The following is a 22761-nucleotide window of genomic DNA, read 5'->3' on the forward strand; positions in this document are numbered from 1 at the left end:
TGACCGCGGTTTACCAGCCTTTTACCGCGCCGCCGTTGAAGATGCTCTCCGCGGCTTTGGCTACCTCGTCCGATTCGTAGGCCTTGACGAAGTTTTGCACCTTTTGCGCATGCCGGTTGTCTTCGCGCGTCACGATGATGTTGGTGTACGGCGAATTTTTGTCTTCGATAAAGATGCCGTCTTTGGTCGGCGTCAGCCCGGTCTGGTTGATATAGGTGGTGCTGATGATGGCGACGGTGACTTTCGGGTCGTCCAGCACGTGCGGCAGCTGTGCGCCTTCCAGCTCCATGATTTTGTAGTTATGCGGGTTGGCGCTGATGTCCAGCGCAGTGGGCAACAGCCCCTTGCCCGGTTTCAAACCGATCAGGCCGGTTTTTTCCAGCAGCAGCAGGGCGCGGCCAAGGTTGGTCGGGTCGAGCGGAATGGCGATCACCGCGCCGTCCTGCAACTCTTTCAGCGATTTGATTTTCTTCGAGTAGCCGGCCATCGGGAACACGAAGGTATTGCCGACCGCCACCAGCCTGTAGCCGTGATCCTTGTTTTGCTGCTCGAGGAACGGCCGGTGCTGGAACACGTTGGCGTCCAGCTCGCCTTTGTCGGTGGCGTCGTTCGGCAGCAAAGAGCCGCTGAAGCTGACCAGTTCGACCTCCAAACCGTATTTATCTTTCGCCACCTGCTTGGCGACCTCCGCCACGTCCTGTTCGGCGCCGTTAATCACTCCGACCTTGATGTGATTCTGGTCGGTTTTTTGATCGCAGCCCTGCAGCGCCATCACGGCGGCCAAAGCCGCCAGCAGAGGGGTGAAACGCCAGCTTTTGGTCATCGACTTCTCCCTGAAAAGAACAATAAAATCAGTTGGTTTTGTTCTGACAGCTAAGCCTGAACCGCCGGCCAAGTCAAATGCTTGTTCAGCACAAACGGCTATAGCTAATAACCGTTAAAGCGGGCGCAGCACCAGGATACCCGGCGTGGCCAGCACGTAATCCATAAAGGGCGAATCCACCACCCGCATGTTTTCCTTGCGCGATGACGCGTTGCGCAGCACCGGGCCGCCGTCGGTCATGACAAAGATGCCGGTATGGGTGACGTCCAGCCCCGGCAGGTTGGTATAGATGCCGATATAATCGCCGGTGTGCAGCTGGGCCAGCACCTTGGCGTCGACATGGTCGCTGGGGATATAGGTGACGCTGCGGCGCAGGTTGTCCAGCCCCGGCAGATAGCGGCTGCCGTCCGCTTTCTCGTTGAGGTTTTTGTTCAGCGTAACGGCGTGCGGGCTGAGCTGCGCGGTGATGTCTTTCGCCACCGCCGCAGGCCGCTGCGCCCAGTCGGTGAAGAAGTGTTTGCGCTGTTGGAAGCTGACCTCGCCGTTGACATAGCGGGTTCGGATCAGACGCCGGACGAACCCGGCGCGGGTATCGGCCTGGCTGAGCGCTTCGACGTAGTCGATGTAGGTAAAGCAATCCAGCCCGCGGAAGTCGATCACCAGCTGCTCCGGCGTATGCTGCGAACCGATCAGCCTGTTGGCGACGTAAGGCGTGCCGAGGAATTGCTGCGCGATCAGCGCGCGGGTGCGGCCAGCGGCCTGCCCGGCAGGCCAGCCGGCGCGCAGCGCGAGGATCTCATCGAGCTTGCTTGAGGTGGCGTCGTCGATCTTCACCTGGGGATCCGTCGGGGATGACGCGGTATTCGGCGGCGCGTCGGCAGGCGGACGCGGGGTACACCCGTTCATGGCTATAACTAGCATCAGTAAAACAACCTTGTACATTCAACCCTCCAATGGTTTCGCGTGGTTATCATATAAATGATAACAGTTCTCATCCCTTGGCGAGTGGTTAAGCATTAAACACAGTCTAAACGATGACCCACATCAGTAGCCGATCTCGCTGTTGAACGGCAGATACCAGAACAGCGCGATTTCATGGTCGGCGATTTCCGGTTGCGCGCGGTACAGCAGGTGGTCGATGCCGCCGAGGATAAACCCGTAGCGCTGATAGCAGCGGCAGGCCACCAGATTGTTGTTCTGCGTCTCCAGCATCATACCTGAGGTTTCCTGCCGCCGCGCCCAGTCTTTGGCGCAGTCCAGCAGCGCGCTGGCGACCCCCAGGCGGCGTATGTGGGCGCCGACCGCGATCTCCTCAATCAGCGTATAGCCATTCCAGTTTTTGCTCAGGGTGATATGGCCGACGGCTTCGCCGCGGTGGCGGGCGAGGAAGGTCTCGCTTTCCTCATTGACGAACGGCGCCAGCGGATAGTGCTTGCGAAACGGCGCTACCGGGCGGATCGGCCAGCGGTCGATCGGGGTGTCGAACAGCGGCTGGGCATAGCAGGTTATCTGAAAGCTGAAGTCGCAGCTTGCCAGATAGCCGGCGGGCAGCTGACCGACGGCGGCGATCTGAATGGCCGGGCCCATCATGTCAGCTCCCGGATTAAGCGCGCCGGATTGCCGGCGTAGATCCCGCGGCGCGTGATGTCGCGGGTGACCACCGCCCCGGCGCCAATCACCGCGTCGCTGCAGATAGCTACCGCCAGCACGGTGGCGCCGGAGCCGATGGCCACCCGATCGCCGATGCGCGTGCGGCCCCAGCTCGCCGGATCGGCATTGGGCGCGCCCTGTTTAAACAGGTCGTTGGCGAAGGTGACGTTGTGGCCGACAAAACAGTCCTCTCCGAGGGTGACGTATTCGCAGATAAAGCTGTGCGACTGGATCTTGCTGCGCGCGCCGATGCTGACATTGCGCTGGATCTCGACAAACGGGCCGACGAAGACGTCGTCGCCGAGCCGGCAGCCGTACAGGTTGCAGGGTTCGATCAGGGTGACGTTGCGCCCGGCGTCAACGTCGACAATTCCCGCCTGACGCAGGGTTATGGCAGATGACATGGCATTCCTCACGGCTTTGCTCACTGGAGGGATTATAAGACAAACCGCCGCCGTCTCGCGGCTTTCCGCACGTTTTTTCGGCAAAAGACTATAATTAGTGCAGGGGAGAGAGCCCCGTGGCCGCAATCCTCGTACGGGCAGCAATCCGTCAGAGGTGTGAAATTCGTTCGCCGATCGCGACCTACGGCGATGGAGGAGGTGTCTCATGGTTAATCATGTTTGGGGACTGCTGGCGCATCCAAGCACCGAGTTCGAACACATTAAAAGCGAGAACGAAAGCGTCTCGCACCTATACACCCATCACGTGTTGTTACTGGCGGCGATCCCGGTGGTCTGCGCCTTTATCGGCACCACTCAGCTGGGGTGGCTCTCCGGAGAGGGGCATGCGATCCGGCTCGATATGTTTACCGCATTGTATACCGCCGTGGCGTTTTACCTGCTGATGTTGGCGGGCGTGGCGATCATGGGGAAAGTCATTCACTGGATGGCGCGCCGTTATGAATCGCGCCCCAGCTTGCATCGCTGCATGGTGTTTGCCGGCTATGTCGCCACCCCGATGTTCCTCAGCGGGGTAGTGGCGCTTTATCCGGTGGTGTGGCTGTGCCTGTTCGTCGGCATCGTCGGCCTGTGCTACTCGGGTTATCTGCTCAATCTGGGCATCCCGCACTTCCTGAATATCGACAGCAAGGAAGGGTTTATCTTCTCCAGCTCGACCTTCGCCATCGGCATCCTGCTGCTGGAGTTTCTGCTCGGGGTGACGGTGCTGCTGTGGGGGTATGGTTCCTGGTTATTCTAAGCTGAGCTCGTTGTTGCCCCTCGCGCCGCCGGCGCGAGGGGCTTTTGCTTTTTAAGGTCGGCGGAACACCAGCATCACGCCGAGCACGATGCCGGCCATGCCCAACAGGCTCATCGCCGCCAGCGCGTGGCCGAGCAGCAGATAATCCAGCAGGGCGGTGACCGCCGGGATCAGATAAAACAGGCTGGTGACCTGCACCAGGTTGCCGCGCTGGATCAGCCGGTACAGCAGGAAGGTCGCCAGCACCGAAATCACCACCGCCATCCACAGCAGCGGCAGCACGAACTCCAGCCGCCACGCCACCCGCAGCGGCTCGAACGGCAGCGCCAGCGCGCACATCGACAGCCCGACGGCGTACTGCAGCGGCAACACCGCCAGCGGCGGCTGGGCCATGCCTTTTTGCAACAGGGTGCCGGCGGTCATGCAGCCCAGCGCGATAAAGGCGCACAGCATGCCGATAAGCGAGAAGTGAGCCACCATCAGGCTTTGATACACCACCAGCGTCAGCCCGGCCAGCGCCAGCAGCAGGCCGAGGCCGCGCAGCCCGGCGCAGCGCCGTTCGGTGATGAACTGGGTGAGGATCGGCTGCACGCCGAGCAGCGTGGCCAGCACCCCGGGGTAATGCCCCTTTCCAGCGCCAGCAGATAGCAAATCTGGTAGCTGCCGATCATCAGCAGCCCGATCAGCGCAACGCGCCAGCGGGTGCCGGGGGCGGGCAGCCATTGCCGTCGCCACAGGCCGATGGCCAGCAGCAGCGCCAGCGCGATGGCGCAGCGGAAGAACAGGAAAGCGAAGGCGGAGGCGTGCTCCAGACCCCAGCGGGAGAAGATCGCGCCGCTGCTCCATAGCAGGACGAACAGCGTAGCCAGGCCGGCGTTGGGCCAGTGAGAAGGTAATCGCATTTCATTTCACCTGTCGTGAAAATTACAGGCTCCGGCATGCGCGGCGGTCTACGCCCGAGCGCAAAAAATTGACAGTAAGCCGGAGGTAAGTAAACGGTCGGTTTGGCTTAGCGCACAACCACGATGCGTGGCGGGTAAGCGGCGACCGCGGAGACGACAGAAGAAACGGCGGGTGGGGCGGAGGGTGCGCACGACGAAACGGCGGCCGGAAGGGTCGCGGTTGTCGGGTCCGTAGCGTGCGCAAACTGCATCATGAATTTTCCTGGGTGCCGGGAAAGGATAACGGATTAAAGATAATCAAGTTTGTCGGGGCGCGCAACATAAAATCAGCGCGCCCCGGGCCGGTGTTGGTCAGCGAGTTGATGTACGCCATACCGGCCTTAATGCGCGAGGCCCGCTCTTTGGCTGGTTCGATGTCGCCGCTGGTATGGCATACGCCGCCGGCAGATGTTACCGGGCGTTGCCGGCCCAGCCTTTGCGCTTGCTGGTTTTGCCGAGGCCGGGGTTGAAGCTGTTGGTCGGGTCGGCGGCGCGGTAAAACGCCTGCAGATCCGGCTTGGCCTGGTACAGGTGGCCGACGTTATGCTCCGCCGGGTATTCGGCGCCGCGACGATCGAGTATTTCGAGCATTTTCTCTTTCAGCGCATGGCTGTCGACGCCTTTTTTCACCACGTAGTCCTGGTGGAACACGTGGCACATAAAGTGGCCGTAATACAGCTTGTGCACCAGCTGGCTGTCGATCTCCGGCGGCAGGGTTTCGAACCACTCGGTATCGTTGCGGCGCAGGGCGATGTCCAGCGCCAGGATATCCTCCACCTTGTCGGCGTGCACCGCATGGTAGCGCACCGCCGCGCCGGCGGCGGCAAAGCGGTGCAGGAACGCCTTCTTGCCCTCGTCGGCGGTGCAGGCGAAGAAGGCGCCGTCAGCCTGCGAGAAGTAGCGGCTCAGATACTGCTGCGCCTCTTCCACCCCCGGCCCGGCCATCTTCAGCAGCAGGTGATGTTCGAAGCGCTCGCGGTATTCCTTCATGCGTTTGGGCAGGTGGCTGGGCGCAAAATGGCTCAGCCCCTGCATCAACCGGTCGGTCAGGTTGTGCGGCAGCAGCGGCAGCTTGTTCAGGCTGGCGTCCATGCGCCCCTTCAGGGTAAAGAAGCGCGGCATCTGATCGGTGCCGAGCTTGTCGATCATCATAAAGGTGTCTTTGCCGTACACCTCGGCGATGTCGAATATATCGCGGTGCATGTACTCGCCGGCGACCGGCAGGTTCTCGAATTTGCTCAGCATATGGCGGCGCAGTTCGGTCAATACCGCGGTGTCGTTGGTGCCGATGTAAAACACCTGCTCCTTGCCTTCCTTTTCGAAGGTATCGAGCCGCACGGCAAACACCGCCAGCTTGCCGGCGCAGCCGGAGGCCTCAAACAGGCGGCGTTTGTCGGCGTTGAAGCGGGAAGGGGTGTCGGCATCGACGTCGCGCACCCGGCTGGCGTATTCGTTGTCGGAGGCGCGCAGCTCGCCGTGCTCGACGTCTTCCGGCCGATAGTCGCCTTTTTCCAGCCGGGTGAGGATCTCTTCCGGCGTATCGCCGAGCTTAATCCCCAGATGGTTCACCAGCCGCAGCTGGCCGTCTTCGCCCAGCTGGGCGTACAGCGCCATCTCGGTGTAGGCCGGGCCGCGTTTCACCAACGAACCGCCGGAGTTGTTGCACACGCCGCCGATCACCGAGGCGCCGATGCAGGAGGAGCCGATCACCGAATGCGGCTCGCGGCCGTAGGGTTTCAACAGCTTTTCCAGCCGATTCAGCGTGCTGCCGGGGAAGCCGACCACCTGTTTGCCGTTGTCCAGCACCTGGACGTGGTCGAGGCGCAGCGTGCTGACGATGACGATATCGCGGTCATAGTCGTTGCCGCTGGGCGTCGAACCCTCGGTCAGGCCGGTGTTGGCCGCCTGCATGATGACAATCTTGTCGGCGGCCACGCAGGCCTCCAGAATGCGCCACAGCTGCAGCAGGCGGGTGGGGAACACCACCGCCAGCGCCTGGCCTTCGCCGGAGCGGAATCCTTTACGGTAACGTTCGGTGCTGCGTTCGCCGGTCAGCAGCTGCGGGCCGCCGACGATGTCTTTGAGCTGGTTGAGAAACGCCTGGTTGCCTGACTGCGTCATGCCGATCTCCCTGTCATACCCGGGGTCTTGCACAGTGCGGCCCACAGGGCGTTGGCCGCAATGCGCATGCCGCAGGCAATGCTAAATTAGTGGCTTATTAGCTTGTTAAGCTAGTGGTTTAATAACGTTCTGCATACCCGGCCCGGCGCTCTTCGTCGCGCAGCGTCAGAATTTCCACGCCGTCGGCGGTAACCGCCAGGGTGTGCTCCCATTGAGCGGACAGCTTCTTGTCGCGGGTGATCACCGTCCAGCCGTCTTTCTTCTGCTTGATGCGGCGGTCGCCCTGGTTGATCATCGGCTCGATGGTAAACACCATGCCTTCCTGCAGCGCCATGCCGGTGCCCGGTTGGCCGAAGTGCAGCACCGCCGGCTCTTCGTGCATGTCACGGCCGATGCCGTGGCCGCAGTATTCGCGCACGATGGCGTAGCCGGCCCGTTCGGCGTGCTGCTGAATGGCGTGGCCGATATCGCCCAGCGTCGCGCCCGGCTTCACCGCGCGGATGCCCTGCCACATCGATTCGTACACATTGTTCACCAGCCGCTTGGCCAGCGGCGTCACCTGGCCGATGCAGTACATCTTGCTGGAGTCGGCGATATAGCCGCCGTTTTCCAGCGTGATGTCGACGTTGACAATCATGCCCGAACGCAGGATTTTGCTGACCGACGGAATGCCGTGACACACCACTTCGTCGATCGAGGTGTTCAGCACATAGGGAAAATCGTACTGTCCCTTGCTGGACGGGCGCGATTTCAGCTCATCAACGATGAACGCCTCGGCGCGGTCGTTGATTTCCATGGTCGAGATGCCTTCGACAATCACCTCATCGAGCATAGCAAACACCTTGGCCAACAGGGCGCCAGAGTGACGCATTTTGGCAATCTCTTCCGGCGTTTTGATCACAATCTCTTTCACCCGACAATCTCCTTCAGCGTCAGCGCGTTATCTTTCATCATTTTTTTCACCAGTTGCGGGTAGGTCAGTTCCGGATGGAACTCGGCCAGCATGCCTATCTTGATCCAGTACTCCGCCTGCGCGTTGATCGAGCGCGTCATGGTCAGGCTGGCGAGGCGCAGATCGTCATGCAGCGCGTCTGAAATTTTTACGATGCCCATCGGCGGCTCCTGAAACGAACAATATACGAAGTGTATACGTTTTGGATGGCGAGGATGTGGCATTCCGTGGCGTAAGAAGATTCCTGGTGACAACGATTGCCGCCGCCGGGCAATGCGTTTATTGTGATAAACGACTTTTTTGCCATGATTTTTCAGAAGGATTTTAGGCGTGACTAAACTACGTGTTGGGGTGATCTTCGGCGGTAAATCGGCTGAGCATGAGGTGTCGCTGCAGTCGGCCAAGAACATTGTGGATGCTATCGACAAAGAGAAGTTTGACGTCACGCTGTTGGGTATCGACAAACAGGGGCAATGGCACGTTAACGATGCCTCCAACTATCTGCTGAATGCGGAGGATCCGGCGCTGATCGCGCTGAACCGCTCGAATAAAAACGTGGCGCTGATCCCGGGCCAGGAAAAACAGCAGCTGATCGAAGCCGGCAGCGCCGGCCCGCTGGGCCAGCTCGACGTGATATTCCCGATCGTGCACGGTACGCTGGGTGAGGACGGCTCGTTGCAGGGCCTGCTGCGGATGGCCAACATGCCGTTCGTCGGCGCCGGGGTGCTGGGGTCGGCGGTGAGCATGGACAAGGACGTGACCAAGCGCCTGCTGCGCGACGCCGGGCTGGCGGTGGCGCCGTTCGTCACCCTGACGCGCGCCAACCGCGGCAAGTTCAGCTTTGAACAGCTGAGCGAGCGTTTGGGCCTGCCGCTGTTTATCAAACCGGCCAATCAGGGCTCCTCGGTGGGCGTCAGCAAGGTGCAGGATCGCGCCGGCTTTGATGCGGCGGTGGCGCTGGCGTTCGGCTTCGACCATAAGGTGCTGGTGGAGTCGGCGATCGTCGGCCGCGAGATCGAGTGTGCGGTGCTGGGCAACGACGAACCGCAGGCCAGCCTGTGCGGCGAGATTGTGTTGAGCGACGCTTTCTATTCTTACGACACCAAATACATCAACGAGCAGGGCGCTCAGGTGGTGGTGCCGGCGGCCATCGAACCGGAAGTGAGCGATAAAATTCGCGAGGTGGCGCTGAAAGCGTTCCGGGCGCTGGAGTGTTTCGGCCTGGCGCGGGTCGACGTATTCCTGACGCCGGACAACAACGTGGTGATTAACGAAATCAACACGCTGCCGGGTTTCACCAACATCAGCATGTATCCCAAGCTGTGGGCCGCCAGCGGCATCGGCTACGGCGAACTGATCACCCGTCTGATCGAGCTGGCGCTGGAGCGTCATCAGCAAGATCGCGCGCTGCACAGCTCGGTGTTCGAACGCTAAAAGCATCAGGGGCGGAAATTCCGCCCCGGTGCTTTATTTCACCGCCACGTCTATATCGCCAAAATACTTCTTCGACAGCGCGGCGACCGTGCCTTGCTGCTTCACCTTGGCGATCGCCTCATTCAGCTTTTTCTGCAGCGCCGCATCGTCTTTGCGCAGGCCGAAGGCGATGCCTTCGCCGAGGATCTTGTCGTCGCTGACCGCGTCGCCGACAAAGGCGAAGCCCTTGCCGTCCGGCTGCGACAGGAAGCCGCTTTGGCCCGACGGCGCCATCACCAGCGTGGCGTCGAGGCGCCCGGCGGCCAGATCGAGATAAACCTGGTTCTGGTCCTGATAAGAGACCACGTCCACGCCCTGCGGCGCCCAGTGCGCCTTGGCGTAAATCTCCTGAATCGAGCCCTGCAGCACGCCGACGCGTTTGCCCGCCAGCGATTTGGCGTCCGGCAGCAAGCCGCTGTCGGCCCTGGCGATCAGCCGGTTCGGCACCTGGTAGATTGAATCGGTAAAGGCGATCGCCCGGCGACGCTGGTCGGTGACGTTCATCGCCGAATTGATGGCGTCAAACTTGCGCGCCTGCAGCGCCGGGATCAGGCTGTCGAACGAGGTTTCCACCCAGCTGCATTTCAACTGGGCGGCGGCGCATACCGCGTTGCCCAGATCGATATCGAAGCCCTCCAGCTTGCCGCTGGCGGATTTGGATTCAAACGGCGGGTACAACGCCTCCAGGCCGAAGCGCAGGGTGTTTTCCGCCGCCGGCGCGGAGCCGGCGGCCAGCAGGCATCCCGCGGCGATCAGCGTTTTCAGTGCTTTCATAGTCAGTGCCCCTTTCCCATGGTCAAACAAAAATTACACCTGGCTCAGACGACGCGCGCCTTCCCGCAGGGTCTCGTTATCTTTTGCAAAACTCAGCCGGATGATGCCGGTGTCGGTGCCGTCGCTGTAGAACGCCGACAGCGGGATAGTCGCGACCTTGGCCTGGCGAATTAAACGCACGGCGAAATCGTTGTCGCTTTCGTCGCTGAAACCGCTAAAGCGGGCCAGCATAAAGAAGCTGCCACGGCTGGGCAGCAATTCAAAGCGCGAATTTTGCAGCGCGCCGGCCAGCAGATCGCGTTTTTGCCGGTAAAACTCGGCCAGCCCCAGATAGCTTTGCGGGTTGTCCAGCGCCGCGGCGAAGGCGTACTGCATCGGCGTATCGGCGGAGAACACCATGAACTGGTGCACCTTGCGGATCTCGTCCATCAGCGCCGCCGGCGCCATGCAGTAACCGACGCGCCAGCCGGTGACGTGATAGGTCTTGCCGAACGACGACACGATCACGCTGCGTTCGGCCAGCTGCGGATGACGCGCCATGCTGTGGTGGATATCGCCGTCGAACACCACGTGTTCGTATACTTCATCGGACAAAATCACGATGTCGGTATTGCGGGTCAGCGCGGTCAGGCGGGCGATGTCGTGCTCGTCGAACACGCTGCCGGTCGGGTTGTGCGGGCTGTTGACGATGATCATCCGCGTCCTGACGTTGATGGCGGCGGCGACCTCGTCCCAGTCGATGTGCAGATCCTGCAGCGACAGCTTGATAGCCACCGGCGTAGCGCCCTGCAGCCGGACAATCGGCGCGTAGCTGTCGAACGCCGGCTCGAAGTAGATCACCTCGTCGCCCGGGTGCACCAGCGCGCTGATTGCCGAGTACAATCCTTCGCTGGCGCTGGCGATGACCGTGATTTCTTCGTCGGCATCGTAGCGGGCGCCATACAATGTTTCGACTTTAGCCGCCAGCGCAGCGCGCAACGCCGCCACGCCGCTCATCGGGGCATATTGGTTATGACCTGCACGCATGGCTTGCGCCACCGCCTCGACCAGCTGCGGTTCACAGGCGAAATTGGGCGCGCCCTGCGACAGGTTCAGGGCCTGGTGTTCGGCGCTGAGCTGGCCGATCACGGTGAAAATGGTGGTGCCGACGTCCGGCAGCTTTGAGCGATGTGAGCAGGCGCTCTGCATGATGGGCTCCAGGCAAGGAAGGGAAGTATCGAACGATTAGGCATCAGGCCGGATAGGCGGACAAGGGAAAGTTTGTCATACTAGCCATGCATTCAAATCATACCTAATCGAGGCCCGCCATGCCGATGACGCTGCCGTCGCTCGACGTGTTGAAAACCTTCGTTGCGGTGGCGCAACGCCTCAACTTTACCCATGCCGCCCAGGCGCTGCACCTGACGCAGGGGGCGGTCAGCCGCCAGATCCTCGGGCTGGAGCAGCGGTTGGGTTATCCGCTGTTCATCCGCCGGGCGCGCGGCCTGACGCTGACGCCGCAGGGCGCCATGCTGTTGGTGCCGGTGCAGCAGGCGCTGGGCCAGTTGGACGAAGCGCTGGAGCGCGTCGGGGCGCAGCCGGGCACGCTGCGCATCAAGTGCCCGACCTGCGCCATGCGCTGGGTGCTGCCGCGCATCATCCGGCTGCAGAACGAACGGCCGGAAATGCACATCGAGCTGACCGCATCGGTGTCGCACGGGCTGGACTTCGGCGCGGAGCATTTCGACGCCGCGGTGGCGTTCGGCCGGCCGCCGGGCAAAAAGCTGACGGCGCATCATCTGTTCGACGAAATTCTCACCCCGGTCTGCACGCCGTCTTATCTGCCGGATTTGTCGCGCCCGCCGCTGCCCGCCGATCTGGCGGACAAAACCCTGCTGCACCCGACGCGCGATCGGCGCGACTGGCTGATGTGGCTGAAGGCGGCGGGGAGCGACGCGCTGCCCTCCGGCAAGGCGCAGCACTTCGATACGCTGGATCTGGCGATGAGCGCCGCCCTGCAGGGGTTCGGCATCGCCATCGGCGATCTGTGCCTGCTGGAAGAAGACATCCAGGCGCAGCGTATCGTCACGCCGTTCCCGCTCAGCGTGGTCAGCGGCGCGGCCTATTATTTGGTCTATCCTGAACGGGCGGTGCTGCCGCCGACATTAGCCGCGCTGGTGAGTTTCCTCGGCGACGAGGCGGCCAACAGCCGCGCCTGGCAGCGAAAAACCCTTTCCGTCGCCTGTAATGCTTTGTAAATATTAACGATACGAATTCCCTTTGCGATGAAACAGAGTGTGGCAAACTGTTTCTTCACTTTGATTAATCATCCTGCGGCCTTCTGCGGCGGGAACACGCCTGAGATAAAACAACATGAAATGGCTTTGTGTGGTGAGTATGTTGTCCGGTCTGGCCATCAGCCCGGCTTTTGCGCAGGAAACGCCGATAGCGCAGGGCATTCACGCCCAGCAGCGCGATGTCTTCGTCAGCAACCTGATGAAGCAGATGACGCTGGAAGAGAAAATCGGCCAGCTGCGGCTGATCAGCGTCGGCCCGGATAATCCGAAAGAGGCGATCCGCGACGGCATCAGCAAGGGGCAGATCGGCGCCATCTTCAACACCGTCACCCGGCCCGACATCCGGGCGATGCAGGATCAGGCGATGCAGCTCAGCCGCCTCAAGATCCCGCTGTTCTTCGCCTACGACGTGGTGCACGGCCAGCGTACGGTATTCCCGATCAGCCTCGGGCTGGCGGCCAGCTTCGATCTGGAGGCCATCGCCCTCAGCGGGCGGGTGGCGGCGCAGGAGGCCAGCGACGACGGCCTCAACATGACCTTCGCGCCGATGGTCGACATTACCCGCGATCCGCGCTGGGGCCGGGTATCCGAAGGCTTCGGCGAGGACACCTGGCTGGTGTCTAAAATCGCCAAGGTGATGGTCGACGCCTACCAGAACGGCGATCCGTCCAAACCCGGCTCGGTGATGGCCAGCGTCAAACACTTCGCGCTGTATGGCGCCACCGAGGGCGGCCGCGATTACAACACCGTCGACATGAGCCCGCTGCGCATGCATCAGGATTACCTGCCGCCGTATAAGGCGGCGGTGGACGCCGGCAGCGGCGGGGTAATGGTGTCGCTCAATTCGATCAACGGCATTCCGGCCACCGCCAACCCGTGGCTGTTGAAAGAGCTGTTGCGTGACCAGTGGGGCTTCAAGGGCATCACCATCAGCGATCACGGCGCGATCAAGGAGCTGATCAAACACGGCGTGGCCGAGGACGCCCGCGATGCGGTGCGGCTGGCGATCACCTCCGGCGTCGATATGAGCATGAGCGACGAGTACTACGACAAATACCTGCCGGGGTTGGTGAAAGACGGGCTGGTGTCGGAGAGTGAAATCGACCGCGCCTGCCGCGACGTGTTGAACACCAAATACGACATGGGTCTGTTCAAGGATCCTTATACGCACCTGGGGCCGGTCGGGTCCGATCCGCAGGACACCAACGCCGAAAGCCGTTTGCATCGCGCCGAAGCGCGGGTGGTGGCGCGCAAGACCCTGGTGTTGCTGAAAAACGATAAACACACGCTGCCGCTGAGCAAGCAGGCCACCATTGCGCTGGTCGGGCCGATGGCCGACAGCCAGCGCGACGTGATGGGCAGCTGGTCGGCCGCCGGGGTGGCCAAGCAGTCGGTCACCCTGCGCGAAGGGCTGGAGCGCGCGGTGGGCGACAAGGCGCAGATCCTCTACGCCAAGGGCGCCAACGTCACGCAGGACAAAAGCATTATCGACTATCTGAACGAGTATGAGCCGGCGGTGGCGTTCGACACCCGGCCGCCGCAGCAGATGATCGACGAAGCGGTGCAGGCGGCCAACAAGGCCGACGTGGTGGTGGCGGTGGTGGGCGAGTCGCAGGGGATGGCGCACGAAGCCTCAAGCCGCGCGGATATCACCATCCCGCAGAGCCAGCGCGACCTGATCGCCGCGCTGAAGGCCACCGGCAAGCCGCTGGTGCTGGTGCTGATGAACGGCCGGCCGCTGGCGCTCAGTTGGGAAAGCCAGCAGGCGGACGCGATGCTGGAGACCTGGTACAGCGGCACCGAGGGCGGCAACGCGGTGGCCGACGTGCTGTTCGGCGACTATAACCCGTCGGGCAAGCTGCCGATGACCTTCCCGCGTTCGGTTGGCCAGATCCCGTTGTACTACAATCACCTGAATACCGGCCGTCCGTTCGGCAAAGAAAATCCGGGCAAGTACACCTCGCGTTACTTTGACTCGCCGAACGGCCCGCTGTATCCGTTTGGCTACGGCCTGAGCTACACCACCTTCAGCCTGTCTGGCCTGACGCTTTCCAGCCCGAGCCTGGCGCGCAACGGCAAAATCACCGCCAGCGTTACGCTGAAAAACACCGGCAAATACGACGGCGCCGCCGTAGTGCAGCTGTATCTGCAGGACGTGACCGCCTCGGTCAGCCGGCCGGTGAAAGAGCTGCGCAATTTCAAAAAGGTGATGCTGAAGGCCGGCCAGTCGCAACGGGTGGAGCTGCCAGTCACCGAGGACGACCTCAAGTTCTATAACGCCAGCCTGAAGTGGGGCGCAGAACCGGGCAAGTTCAACGTATTCGTCGGTCTGGATTCCGACAACGTGCAGGCGCAAAGTTTTACGCTGAAGTAAATCTCTCCCCCTCTCCGGCCGGTGAGAGGGGGATCCATCGCGGGTTACCCGGCCTGTACCGCCGCCGTCGCGCTTCTTATTATCGTGCGCTGCCGGAGGCGGTTGATTGTTTCATTCGGCCTATCGCTATATCATTAACGTCACCACCAAGTACAACAAGATTGCTCGCGGAGACGATAGGCGATGGTAACCGACGAAGACGTTCTGAGGTTCTTCAGGTCGGAAATCTCCGCTCTGGCAACGTTATCTTTCAAGACCATCCCGCTGGAGCTGGATACAGCGCTTCAGGAGTATGCTGAAGACGAGGAACTGGCCTGGGCTATAGAGAAGTACGGCGAAGTCTTTGGCGTGGATGTCTCGGGCTTCAACTGGGACACGTTTTATCCCTGGAAGATTGAGTGGTTCTTCCGTAAGTGGTTTACTCGAACCCCGTTACGGCAATCAAAGATTCCGCTGACCGTACGCATGTTTGCTGAGTCAGCCAAGGCCGGGCGCTGGCTTTACTAACAATGGTGGCAGCAGGCCAAATCGTAACGGGCGTTGCAGAGTGTGGCGGCCTGCCTGCCACCGCCTTGCTTGTGGAAATTCCGCTGTGGCTGCTGGGTGAATACACCGATTACCAGGCGCGCCGCAAACAGCAATAAGACCGGTTGCCTGGCCTTTCCCATTAAATTACCGTGCCGTTCCCTTTCATGATGCTGCGCCCCTTCTGGATCAGCGTCATCATTTCTGACTCGCTGAACGCCCCCCCATAAGCACCGAACAGGCCAATATGGCCGGTGATGCCGGTGTAGGCGTTGTGCCCCTCAATGCCGTCGCTGAACACCCCCTGTTCGTCAATCACCAGGTCGTTCAGGTTACGCCAGCTATGCGCCGGCGCTGGCCGCTTACCCCGCGCTGGCGGTGCGGCAGTTTGAGCCGCCATTGGCGGTGATGGCCGATTACGGCCTGTGCCTGCTGGATGCGCGGGCGCAGCGGCTGGCCGACTTTATTTTGGCTGAGCAGGGACAGGAAATTCTGCGGCGGAATGGTTTTTTGCCGCCGTGAGGTCCGCGGCGCAGTCATAGCCTGCCGACTTATTAAGTTGGCAGGCTGGCAGCTGGCTACAGTTTTTTCAGCAGCTGCAGCAGCTGTTCTTCGCTTTTGTCCGCCAGCCCGTCGATCGCCAGCTTGATGATATCGGAGCGGGTAATGCGCACGATGCCGTTGCGCGCCGCCTGCACGATCACCTCATCGATGGCTTCTACGTGGCTGTCGGTCAGGCTGACCGAAATCGCCTTATAGGTGCGTTTGCGGCCGGCCGGTTTGGCTTCGGGCGCCGGGGCGGGGGGGATCAGGGTGTGCGAGGTGGCGCTGTTGATGAACTCGTCTTCCGACATGCGATGGGTCGGCGTGCGCTTTTTCACAGGATCACCTCTTTCACCAGGCTTTCGATTTCCGTCTGCGCTTTTTCGTTATGCGCCTCATGCACGGTGATCGCTTCCCCCCAGGCATCGCGATAAATCTTGCGGTCGCACAGGCGGTTGCTCACCAGCGTGAACTCCGGATACTCGCTCAGCACCTGCGCCGCTTCGTTGGCCTCGTTGATGAAGATATTGGTCGGGCACATGTTCAGCACGATATAGCCTTTCACCTTCTCGTTGTATTCCTGGGCGGTGGAGAACATTTCCGACAGGTAGCCGATGGTGTCGAGGTCCATCTGCGAAGGGCGCAGCGGGGAGAGGAACAGGTCGGCGGCCAGCAGGCCGGAGCGCAGTTCGGCGCTGTCGCGGCCGGCGGTGTCGACAATCACGTAGTCATAGTGACGATCCAGCTCCAGCAGGGTTTCCTTGATTTTGCCCGAGGCGGCGACCACCGGAATGTGCGGCAGGCCGTCGACGTTCTGGCGATCGTTATACCAGGTCATGATTGATTTTTGGTCGTCGGCGTCGACGATGATCGCCGTCTTTCCCTGCTTGAGGATCAGATATCCGGCGATATTCACCGCTTTTGTCGACTTCCCTACGCCACCTTTCTGCGAGCCAATCAGAACAATCATGCTGCCATCTCTCAAGTTATTAAGCGGGTAACTTATTAAGTTAATGCGCTTATCAGGTTGATAATTAAACAGGTTAACAACGACAACTCGTGAACAATATGCCCCAACTGCGGCGGCTTGCCAAGCGAGTATGCGCTTAACTGCGCAGCTTATTTTGCTGGCAACTTACTAAGCGGGTAAGTAGGAATTCTCTGGGAAATCGGCGGCCGGCGGGGTTTTGGTAAATTAATAGCTTAATAAGTTAACTGCTTATTAAGCTATTCGGGGTCACTTCTTCATCATCGCTTTCAGATCGGCGAACGGGTTGTGCGTGGCGACGCCGACGTCCTTTTGCGCATCTTCACCGGCCACCACGCTGGAGCCGTATTGGTCGGCTTCGGTGTATTTGGAGTGTTCGTGATCGTGGCAATACAGGCACAGCATCTCCCAATTGCTGCCGTCCTCCGGATTATTGCTGTGGTCGTGGTCGATATGGTGCACCGTCAGTTCGCGCAGGTTGGAATAGACAAACTCGCGCGAACAGCGTCCGCACACCCAGGGGAAAAGTTTCAGCGCTTTTTCGCGGTAGCCGGTTTCCAGCTTTGCGTAGTTTTTTGGGATATAGGCCATGAGAGGTTGTCCGCAGGGTAGTCACAGTATTGCAGCGGATAATACCACAGACCGGCGGATGACAACGTGCGGCGCATCTCTGTGCCGAACGGTTAATCAGTTATTCATCCCTGGAAAGTCTCCACTGCCCAGTCGATAAACGCCCGCAGCTTGCCGCTCAGGTGGCGGTTGGAGGGATATACCACGTACATTTGCTCCGGCGGCGGCTGCCAGTCGTGCAGCAGGCTGACCAGTTCGCCGCTGTCGAGATGCGGCTGCGCCATAAAGCGGAAGGTCTGAATAATGCCAAGCCCGGCCAGCCCGGCGGCCAGCAGCGCATTGCCTTCGTTGACGCTGACCGGATAGCGCTGCTGGATATCGATCTCTTTGCCGCGATCGACAAAGTGCAGCGGATGAATGCGGTCGTTGAGCGCATGGCGATAGTGCGCCAGCGGATAGCCCTGCTCCAGGGAGCAGGGATGGTGCGGCGTGCCGTGACGCGCCAGGTAGGCCGGGGTGGCGCAGGTGACCCAGTCCAGTTCGAACAGCCGCCGGGCGATCAGGCTGGAGTCGGCCAGCGGGCCGCTGCGGATCACGCAGTCGGCGCTGTCGCTAATCAGATCGATAATGCGATCGCTGACGCTCAGATCAATCTGTATCTGCGGATAGCGCGCAAAAAAACCGGGCAGCGCCGGCAGCAGCAGCTGGCGGGCGGTCGAGCCGCCGGCGTCGATGCGCAGCACCCCCTGCGGCGAACTTTGCGATTCGGTCAGGCAGCCTTCCATCTGTTCCAGCTCCGCCAGCCATTTCACCGTGCGCTGGTAATAGCACTCGCCTTCGGCGGTGACCGACACGCTGCGGGTGGTGCGCTGGAACAGCTTGGTCTGCAGGTGATCCTCCAGACTCTGGATCAGCTTGGTGACGGTGGCCTTCGGCATCCGCAGCGAGTCGGCGGCGCGGGTGAAGCCGCCGGTTTCCACCACGCGGTTGAACACCCGGATAGCGAGTAAATGATGGTCCATAGGCTCTCGATGCAAAACCCCGACGATCGCCGGGGGGTGTTTCTGCTGATAGATAATGATTATGACTGTTTAGCGCCAATCATGCCGGAGCGCAAGCTCAGGCCAAATACCAACGCGGCGGAGAGCGTCAGCGCGCCGCCGAACAGCATGGCGCTGCTGACGCCCTGCCAGTCGACCACTTCGCCGCCCAGCAGCGCGCCGGAGGCCAACGCAATCTGGATCACGCACACCAGCAAAGCCTGCCCGGCTTCCGGGGCCTGCGGCACCGCGGCGAACATCCAGTTGGTGGCGCAGACCGGCACCGCGCCGAAGGCCAGCCCCCAGACCACCACCATCAGCGTGGCGCCGGCGATGCCGCTGAGGAACGGCGAAACGATCAGTATGCCCGCCAGCATGGCGGCGATCAGGATAAAGGTGGCGCGCAGGCTGCGTTCGGCCAGTCGCTCGCCGAGGAAGGTGCCCAGCAGGCCGATGGCGCCGTAGGCCAGCAGCTGCAGCGAGATCGCCGACGGGCTGAGCACGAACACCTGCTGCAGCAGCGGGCGCAGGTAGGTATAAGCGGCGAAGTGGCCGATAAACAGCAGCACGATGGCGATGAGGCCAATGCGCGCCATCGGCAGGCGCAGCGGCAGCAGCAGATCGCGCGGCGTTACCGGCCGGCTTGGCGGTACCGATGTCAGCAGCCGCAGCTGCGCCAACAGCACGCCAACCGCCAGCACTGCGCTGCCGAAGAAGGCGGCGCGCCAGCCGAACAGATCGCCAATCAGCGCCCCGGCGGGGACGCCGCACACCGCGCCGACCGAAATGCCGCTCAGGATCAGCGCGGTGGCGCGGCCCTGGCTGGCCTCCGGCACCAGATGGCGGCCGTAGTTGGCGGCGAACGACCAGAAGCCGCCGACGCAGATGCCCAACAGCACGCGGCCCAGCAGCATCATCGGGAAGTTGACCGCCAGCGCCGACACCAGGTTGGAGACCATCAGCAACAGCGACAGCCCCAGCATCAGCAGGCGCCGATCCAACCGGCCCGAAGCTAGGCTAAGCACCGGTGCCGCCACCGCCGCGACGATGCCGGGCATGGTGACCATCAGCCCGGCGGTGCCGGTGCTGACGCCGAGAGCGGGGGCGATGTTGGTCAGCAGGCCGATAGGCAGAAACTCGGTGGTGACCATCACGAAACAGGCGACCGTTAGCGAGAACACCGCCAGCCAGGGTGAAGGTGCAGGTTTATCGTTATTATTCAGCATAGCGCCGCTCTTCTCAGGTGAATGCGTTAACCGCGCGCCAGGCGCGGAGTGACAGAGATCACAATTTACGCAGGCCGTTGCGGCGGATAAATCCGTTAGCGGTGGTTACACTGTTTCTGAGGGGGAATAATCGCGCACGGCAAGCGAATACGCGGCCAACGCCGCGTATTCGGCGGAAAGGAATTAATGTCATAAGCTTATCCGCCGGGCGCAATAGGCCCGGCGATCACAAGCCCGGCGCTTTCCACAGCGAAGTGGTCAGGCCGTGGTCCACCAGCGTCAGCTGATCGGCATAGACCTGGCGCCAGGTTTCTTTCTGGCGCAGGTACAGTTCATGATTGGCCATGTCGGGCTGATATTCCCGTTCCCAGCGCACCAGCCGCTCGCCGGTAGCGGCCAACGACTCGTACAGCCCGGCACCGACCCCGGCGGCAATCGCGCAGCCCAGCGCGGTGGCTTCCTTCACCACCGGCACCCGCACCGGCAGGCCGGTGACGTCGCTGAGGATCTGGCTCCACAGCTTGCCCTTGGCGCCGCCGCCGGCGAAGACCAGCGACTGCGCCCGCACGCCGGAGAAATGGGCGATCTGTTCCAGGTTGCAGGCGGAAACGATAGCGGCGTTCTCTTCCAGCGCGCGGAACAGGGTCTGTTTGTTGCAGCGCTCCGGATCGATCGACATGTTGATGAACGACGGCGCGGCGTGGTACCAGGTTTTGAAATGCATGGCGTCGGAGAATATCGGCATCACGCCGTAGGCGCCCGGCGGCACCCTGACCGCCATATCCTCCAGCAGGCTGTAGGCGTCGACGCCCAGCCGTTCCGCCAGCAGCTTTTCTTCGGCGCAGAAGGCGTCGCGGAACCAGCGCATGGTCAGACCCGTGAAGAAGCTGATAGACTCCGCCTGCGCCATGCCGGGGATCACATGGGGATTGATGCGAATGTTCATGTCCGGATCGGTAGCCGGTTCCGGCAGGTTGACTATCTGCTGCCAGAAGGTGCCGCCCAGCACCGCGGTTTGCCCGGCGCGCACCACGCCCAGCCCCAGGCTGCCGAGCTGCACGTCGCCGCCGCCCATCACCACCGGCGTGCCGCGCAGCAATCCGCTCTCCTGCGCCGCCTGCTCGGTGACGCGCCCCAGCAGGCTGCCGGTTTCCTTCACCGGCGAGAGAATATCGGCGCGCAGCCCGGCCATGTCGAGCAGCGCCGGCCGCCAGTCGCGGCTCACCAAATCCAGCATGCCGGTGGTGCCGGCGTTGGAAGGATCCACCGCCAGTTCGCCGCTCAGCATGTTCGCCAGCCAGTCGCTGATCATGGTCAGCGTCGCCGCCTGGCGATAAATATCCGGCCGATGATGCGCCAGCCACAGCAGGCGCGGCATGGCGCTCAGCGCCAGCGTTTGGCCGGAATATTGATACACCTCGCGTTCGAAATTGTTGTCGTGCAGCTCTTTGAGTTCGCTGACCTCGTGGCTGGCGCGCGCATCGACATTGGCGCAGGCCCAGATAGGCACCCCGTTGCGATCGTACAGCACGATGCCTTCGCGCATCGAACAGCAGGATACGGCGCGGATCGCCTGGGGCGACAAACCGGCGCGCTGCAGCGCCTGGCCGATGCACTGGCAGGCCAGCTGCCAGTTGCGGCTGAGATCAAACTCCATCGAGCCGGGCACGCCCGCCACCGCCAGGTGATGCCACTCGGCCTGGCCGTACGCTACCTGGTTGCCCGCCAGATCGAAGATTACCGCGCGAATACTGCCGGTTCCCGCGTCCAACGCCATCAAATAGTTATCCATAGCTCACACTCTCAGGGGTGGGATCTTAACTATAGATGTCACCTCATCCCGCAGGGGAACGGAGGGCCGGCGCCGGCTGGATTTGTGAGCGGGGCGGCAAAATTGCCGCCGCAAAGGGGAAAATGGCGCGAATAAACCTATGGTTTGAAAGAGCCATTTTATTGTGCGCAGTTCAAACAAGGAGCCGTCATGCACGTCACTCTGGTAGAGATTAACGTTAAACAGGACAAGATCGCCGAGTTTATCGCGGTCTTCCGCGCCAACCATCTGGGGGCGATCGACGAACCGGGCAACCTGCGCTTCGACGTGCTGCAGGATGAAAACATCCCGACGCGTTTTTATATCTACGAAGCCTACCGCGACGAGCAGGCGGTGGCGGCGCATAAGCGAACGCCGCATTACCTGCAGTGCGTGCAGCAACTGGAAGCGCTGATGACCGGCCCGCGCAAGAAAACCACCTTTATCGGCCTGATGCCGGAGTAAACGCGCCGGTGTTTATTCGCCCGGTTTGGTTGTAATCTGAAAAGCAACGTGGGTTTTCAGTGAGATAAGCGGGGCGAAAATGATATTGCGCGATCGGCTGTTGGCGCTGCTGGTGGTGGTTATTTGGGGCGTGAATTTCGTCATCATCAAATATGGCCTGCAGGACATGCCGCCGTTTCTGCTGGCCGGGCTGCGCTTTTTGCTGGTGGCGTTCCCGGCCATGTTGTTTATCCCCCGGCCGGCGCTGCCGTGGAAATGGCTGCTGTTGTATGGCATGACCATGAGCTTTGCGCAGTTCGCCTTCCTGTTTTTCGCGCTCAAGGTGGGAATGCCGGCCGGGCTGGCCTCGCTGGTGCTGCAGGCGCAGGTGTTCTTCACCTTGCTGCTGGGCGTGCTGCTGATGAAGGAAAGGCTGCGGGCCAACCACCTGGCCGGCATCGCGATCGCCACCCTCGGCATGCTGGTGCTGGCGGAGGCCAGCCTGCATAAGGCCGGCGTGGCCGCCGTGCCGCTGGCGGGCCTGCTGCTGACGCTGGCGGCGGCGTTCTCCTGGGCGCTGGGCAATTTGACCAATAAAAAGATCCTGTCCGGTTTCCCGCAGCAGGGCATTTTGCCGCTGGTGGTGTGGAGCGCGCCGATCCCGGTAGTGCCTTTTCTGGCCTGCAGCTGGCTGTTCGATGGCCGGCAGGTGGTGCTGGCCAGCCTGAGCCACCTGCAGCTGAACACGCTGCTGGTGATCGCCTATCTGGCGTTTGCCGCCACGCTGTTCGGCTATTCGGTATGGGGCAGCCTGCTGGGGCGCTATGAAACCTGGCGGGTGGCGCCGTTGGCCCTGCTGGTACCGCTGGTCGGTTTGTTCAGCGGCTGGCTGCTGCTGGACGAAGCGCTGTCGCCGCCGCAGCTGGGCGGCGCCCTGTTGGTGCTGGCCGGCATGGCGGTGAATACCTTCGGTTTGCCGCGCTGGCGGGCGGCCGCAGCCCGATAATCGGGCGCAGGGTGATTCCGTTCAA

General features: G+C 61.6%; 24 protein-coding genes and 1 pseudogene. 8 read left to right on the forward strand and 17 right to left on the reverse strand.

Translation table 11 applies throughout. The features are described from left to right. Nucleotides 1–10 precede the first annotated feature (10 nt). The 4 genes from D7I37_RS14490 to D7I37_RS14505 form a co-directional block, all read right to left on the reverse strand. Complete coding sequence (locus tag D7I37_RS14490; protein ID WP_129543909.1) at nt 11–823, reverse strand: MetQ/NlpA family lipoprotein; 813 nt, start codon at nt 821–823, stop codon at nt 11–13. A gap of 114 nt (nt 824–937) precedes the next feature. Further along, nucleotides 938–1765: a DUF1460 domain-containing protein gene (locus D7I37_RS14495; protein WP_129543910.1), complete on the reverse strand. Its 828-nt coding sequence runs from the start codon at nt 1763–1765 to the stop codon at nt 938–940. A 102-nt stretch (nt 1766–1867) separates the two neighbouring features. Then, nucleotides 1868–2410 (reverse strand): GNAT family N-acetyltransferase, encoded by a 543-nt coding sequence (locus tag D7I37_RS14500; RefSeq protein WP_129544773.1) that lies wholly within the window; start codon nt 2408–2410, stop codon nt 1868–1870. Continuing rightward, a complete protein-coding gene (locus tag D7I37_RS14505; protein WP_061797748.1) occupies nt 2410–2877 on the reverse strand; it encodes an acyltransferase in 468 nt (155 codons plus the stop codon). The genes D7I37_RS14500 and D7I37_RS14505 overlap by 1 nt, the downstream gene beginning before the upstream one ends. Before the next feature lie 205 nt (nt 2878–3082). Between D7I37_RS14505 and D7I37_RS14510 the strand changes: the two genes are divergently transcribed. After that, nucleotides 3083–3673, forward strand: coding sequence for a Yip1 family protein (locus D7I37_RS14510; RefSeq protein ID WP_061797747.1), 591 nt, complete (start codon nt 3083–3085; stop codon nt 3671–3673). 51 nt (nt 3674–3724) lie between these two features. On the opposite strand, the pseudogene D7I37_RS14515 reads toward D7I37_RS14510, so the two are convergent. The 4 genes and pseudogenes from D7I37_RS14515 to D7I37_RS14530 form a co-directional block, all read right to left on the reverse strand. Further along, a pseudogene (locus D7I37_RS14515) lies at nt 3725–4575 on the reverse strand (DMT family transporter). A 450-nt stretch (nt 4576–5025) separates the two neighbouring features. Then, entirely contained in the window at nt 5026–6735 is a 1710-nt protein-coding gene (dld, locus tag D7I37_RS14520; RefSeq protein ID WP_129543911.1) for a D-lactate dehydrogenase, read from the reverse strand. A gap of 118 nt (nt 6736–6853) precedes the next feature. After that, the gene (gene map / locus D7I37_RS14525; RefSeq protein WP_061797743.1) at nt 6854–7648 is read right to left on the reverse strand and encodes a type I methionyl aminopeptidase; all 795 of its coding nucleotides are present in this window, start codon (nt 7646–7648) and stop codon (nt 6854–6856) included. Continuing rightward, nucleotides 7645–7848 (reverse strand): ParD-like family protein, encoded by a 204-nt coding sequence (locus tag D7I37_RS14530; RefSeq protein WP_006324220.1) that lies wholly within the window; start codon nt 7846–7848, stop codon nt 7645–7647. Before D7I37_RS14530 ends, map begins: the two co-directional genes overlap by 4 nt. A gap of 169 nt (nt 7849–8017) precedes the next feature. Between D7I37_RS14530 and ddlA the strand changes: the two genes are divergently transcribed. Beyond that, nucleotides 8018–9121: a D-alanine--D-alanine ligase gene (ddlA, locus tag D7I37_RS14535; protein WP_061797741.1), complete on the forward strand. Its 1104-nt coding sequence runs from the start codon at nt 8018–8020 to the stop codon at nt 9119–9121. A gap of 33 nt (nt 9122–9154) precedes the next feature. On the opposite strand, the gene D7I37_RS14540 is transcribed toward ddlA, so the two are convergent. After that, complete coding sequence (locus D7I37_RS14540; RefSeq protein WP_061797739.1) at nt 9155–9934, reverse strand: ABC transporter substrate-binding protein; 780 nt, start codon at nt 9932–9934, stop codon at nt 9155–9157. Nucleotides 9935–9967: 33 nt separating this feature from the next. Beyond that, a complete protein-coding gene (locus tag D7I37_RS14545; RefSeq protein WP_129543912.1) occupies nt 9968–11122 on the reverse strand; it encodes a methionine aminotransferase in 1155 nt (384 codons plus the stop codon). Nucleotides 11123–11241: 119 nt separating this feature from the next. Here D7I37_RS14545 and D7I37_RS14550 point away from each other — a divergent pair, with 119 nt between their 5' ends. The 3 genes from D7I37_RS14550 to D7I37_RS14560 all read left to right on the forward strand — a co-directional run bounded on the left by D7I37_RS14550 (nt 11242) and on the right by D7I37_RS14560 (nt 15091). After that, nucleotides 11242–12171, forward strand: a complete 930-nt coding sequence (locus D7I37_RS14550) for a LysR substrate-binding domain-containing protein (protein ID WP_129543913.1) — start codon at nt 11242–11244, stop codon at nt 12169–12171. 115 nt (nt 12172–12286) lie between these two features. After that, nucleotides 12287–14584, forward strand: a complete 2298-nt coding sequence (gene bglX, locus D7I37_RS14555) for a beta-glucosidase BglX (protein WP_061797733.1) — start codon at nt 12287–12289, stop codon at nt 14582–14584. 183 nt (nt 14585–14767) lie between these two features. Continuing rightward, nucleotides 14768–15091: a DUF1493 family protein gene (locus D7I37_RS14560; protein WP_129543914.1), complete on the forward strand. Its 324-nt coding sequence runs from the start codon at nt 14768–14770 to the stop codon at nt 15089–15091. 160 nt (nt 15092–15251) lie between these two features. Here the strand turns inward: D7I37_RS14560 and D7I37_RS27050 are convergent, their stop codons facing one another. Next, the gene (locus tag D7I37_RS27050) at nt 15252–15428 is read right to left on the reverse strand and encodes a hypothetical protein (RefSeq protein ID WP_165283101.1); all 177 of its coding nucleotides are present in this window, start codon (nt 15426–15428) and stop codon (nt 15252–15254) included. Between the two features lie 59 nt (nt 15429–15487). Here D7I37_RS27050 and D7I37_RS14565 point away from each other — a divergent pair, with 59 nt between their 5' ends. Next, the gene (locus D7I37_RS14565) at nt 15488–15631 is read left to right on the forward strand and encodes a hypothetical protein (protein ID WP_242502695.1); all 144 of its coding nucleotides are present in this window, start codon (nt 15488–15490) and stop codon (nt 15629–15631) included. 56 nt (nt 15632–15687) lie between these two features. Here the strand turns inward: D7I37_RS14565 and D7I37_RS14570 are convergent, their stop codons facing one another. From D7I37_RS14570 to lsrK, 6 genes are all read right to left on the reverse strand, one after another. Continuing rightward, complete coding sequence (locus D7I37_RS14570) at nt 15688–15990, reverse strand: hypothetical protein (RefSeq protein ID WP_061797724.1); 303 nt, start codon at nt 15988–15990, stop codon at nt 15688–15690. Then, entirely contained in the window at nt 15987–16622 is a 636-nt protein-coding gene (locus D7I37_RS14575) for an AAA family ATPase (RefSeq protein ID WP_061797723.1), read from the reverse strand. The genes D7I37_RS14570 and D7I37_RS14575 overlap by 4 nt, the downstream gene beginning before the upstream one ends. A gap of 267 nt (nt 16623–16889) precedes the next feature. After that, nucleotides 16890–17231 (reverse strand): HNH nuclease YajD, encoded by a 342-nt coding sequence (gene yajD / locus D7I37_RS14580; RefSeq protein WP_061797722.1) that lies wholly within the window; start codon nt 17229–17231, stop codon nt 16890–16892. Between the two features lie 104 nt (nt 17232–17335). Further along, the gene (locus tag D7I37_RS14585) at nt 17336–18232 is read right to left on the reverse strand and encodes a LysR family transcriptional regulator (protein ID WP_061797720.1); all 897 of its coding nucleotides are present in this window, start codon (nt 18230–18232) and stop codon (nt 17336–17338) included. A 59-nt stretch (nt 18233–18291) separates the two neighbouring features. Continuing rightward, nucleotides 18292–19476, reverse strand: a complete 1185-nt coding sequence (locus D7I37_RS14590; RefSeq protein ID WP_061797719.1) for an MFS transporter — start codon at nt 19474–19476, stop codon at nt 18292–18294. A 226-nt stretch (nt 19477–19702) separates the two neighbouring features. After that, nucleotides 19703–21268, reverse strand: a complete 1566-nt coding sequence (gene lsrK / locus D7I37_RS14595) for an autoinducer-2 kinase (RefSeq protein WP_061797718.1) — start codon at nt 21266–21268, stop codon at nt 19703–19705. 189 nt (nt 21269–21457) lie between these two features. Between lsrK and lsrG the strand changes: the two genes are divergently transcribed. Beyond that, nucleotides 21458–21751 (forward strand): (4S)-4-hydroxy-5-phosphonooxypentane-2,3-dione isomerase, encoded by a 294-nt coding sequence (gene lsrG, locus D7I37_RS14600; protein WP_061797717.1) that lies wholly within the window; start codon nt 21458–21460, stop codon nt 21749–21751. Nucleotides 21752–21830: 79 nt separating this feature from the next. Continuing rightward, nucleotides 21831–22736: an EamA family transporter gene (locus D7I37_RS14605; protein ID WP_095096365.1), complete on the forward strand. Its 906-nt coding sequence runs from the start codon at nt 21831–21833 to the stop codon at nt 22734–22736. The last annotated feature ends 25 nt before the right edge of the window (nt 22737–22761 follow it).

The organism is Serratia sp. 1D1416 (assembly GCF_003641105.1).
GTDB classification, from domain to species: domain Bacteria; phylum Pseudomonadota; class Gammaproteobacteria; order Enterobacterales; family Enterobacteriaceae; genus Serratia; species Serratia ficaria.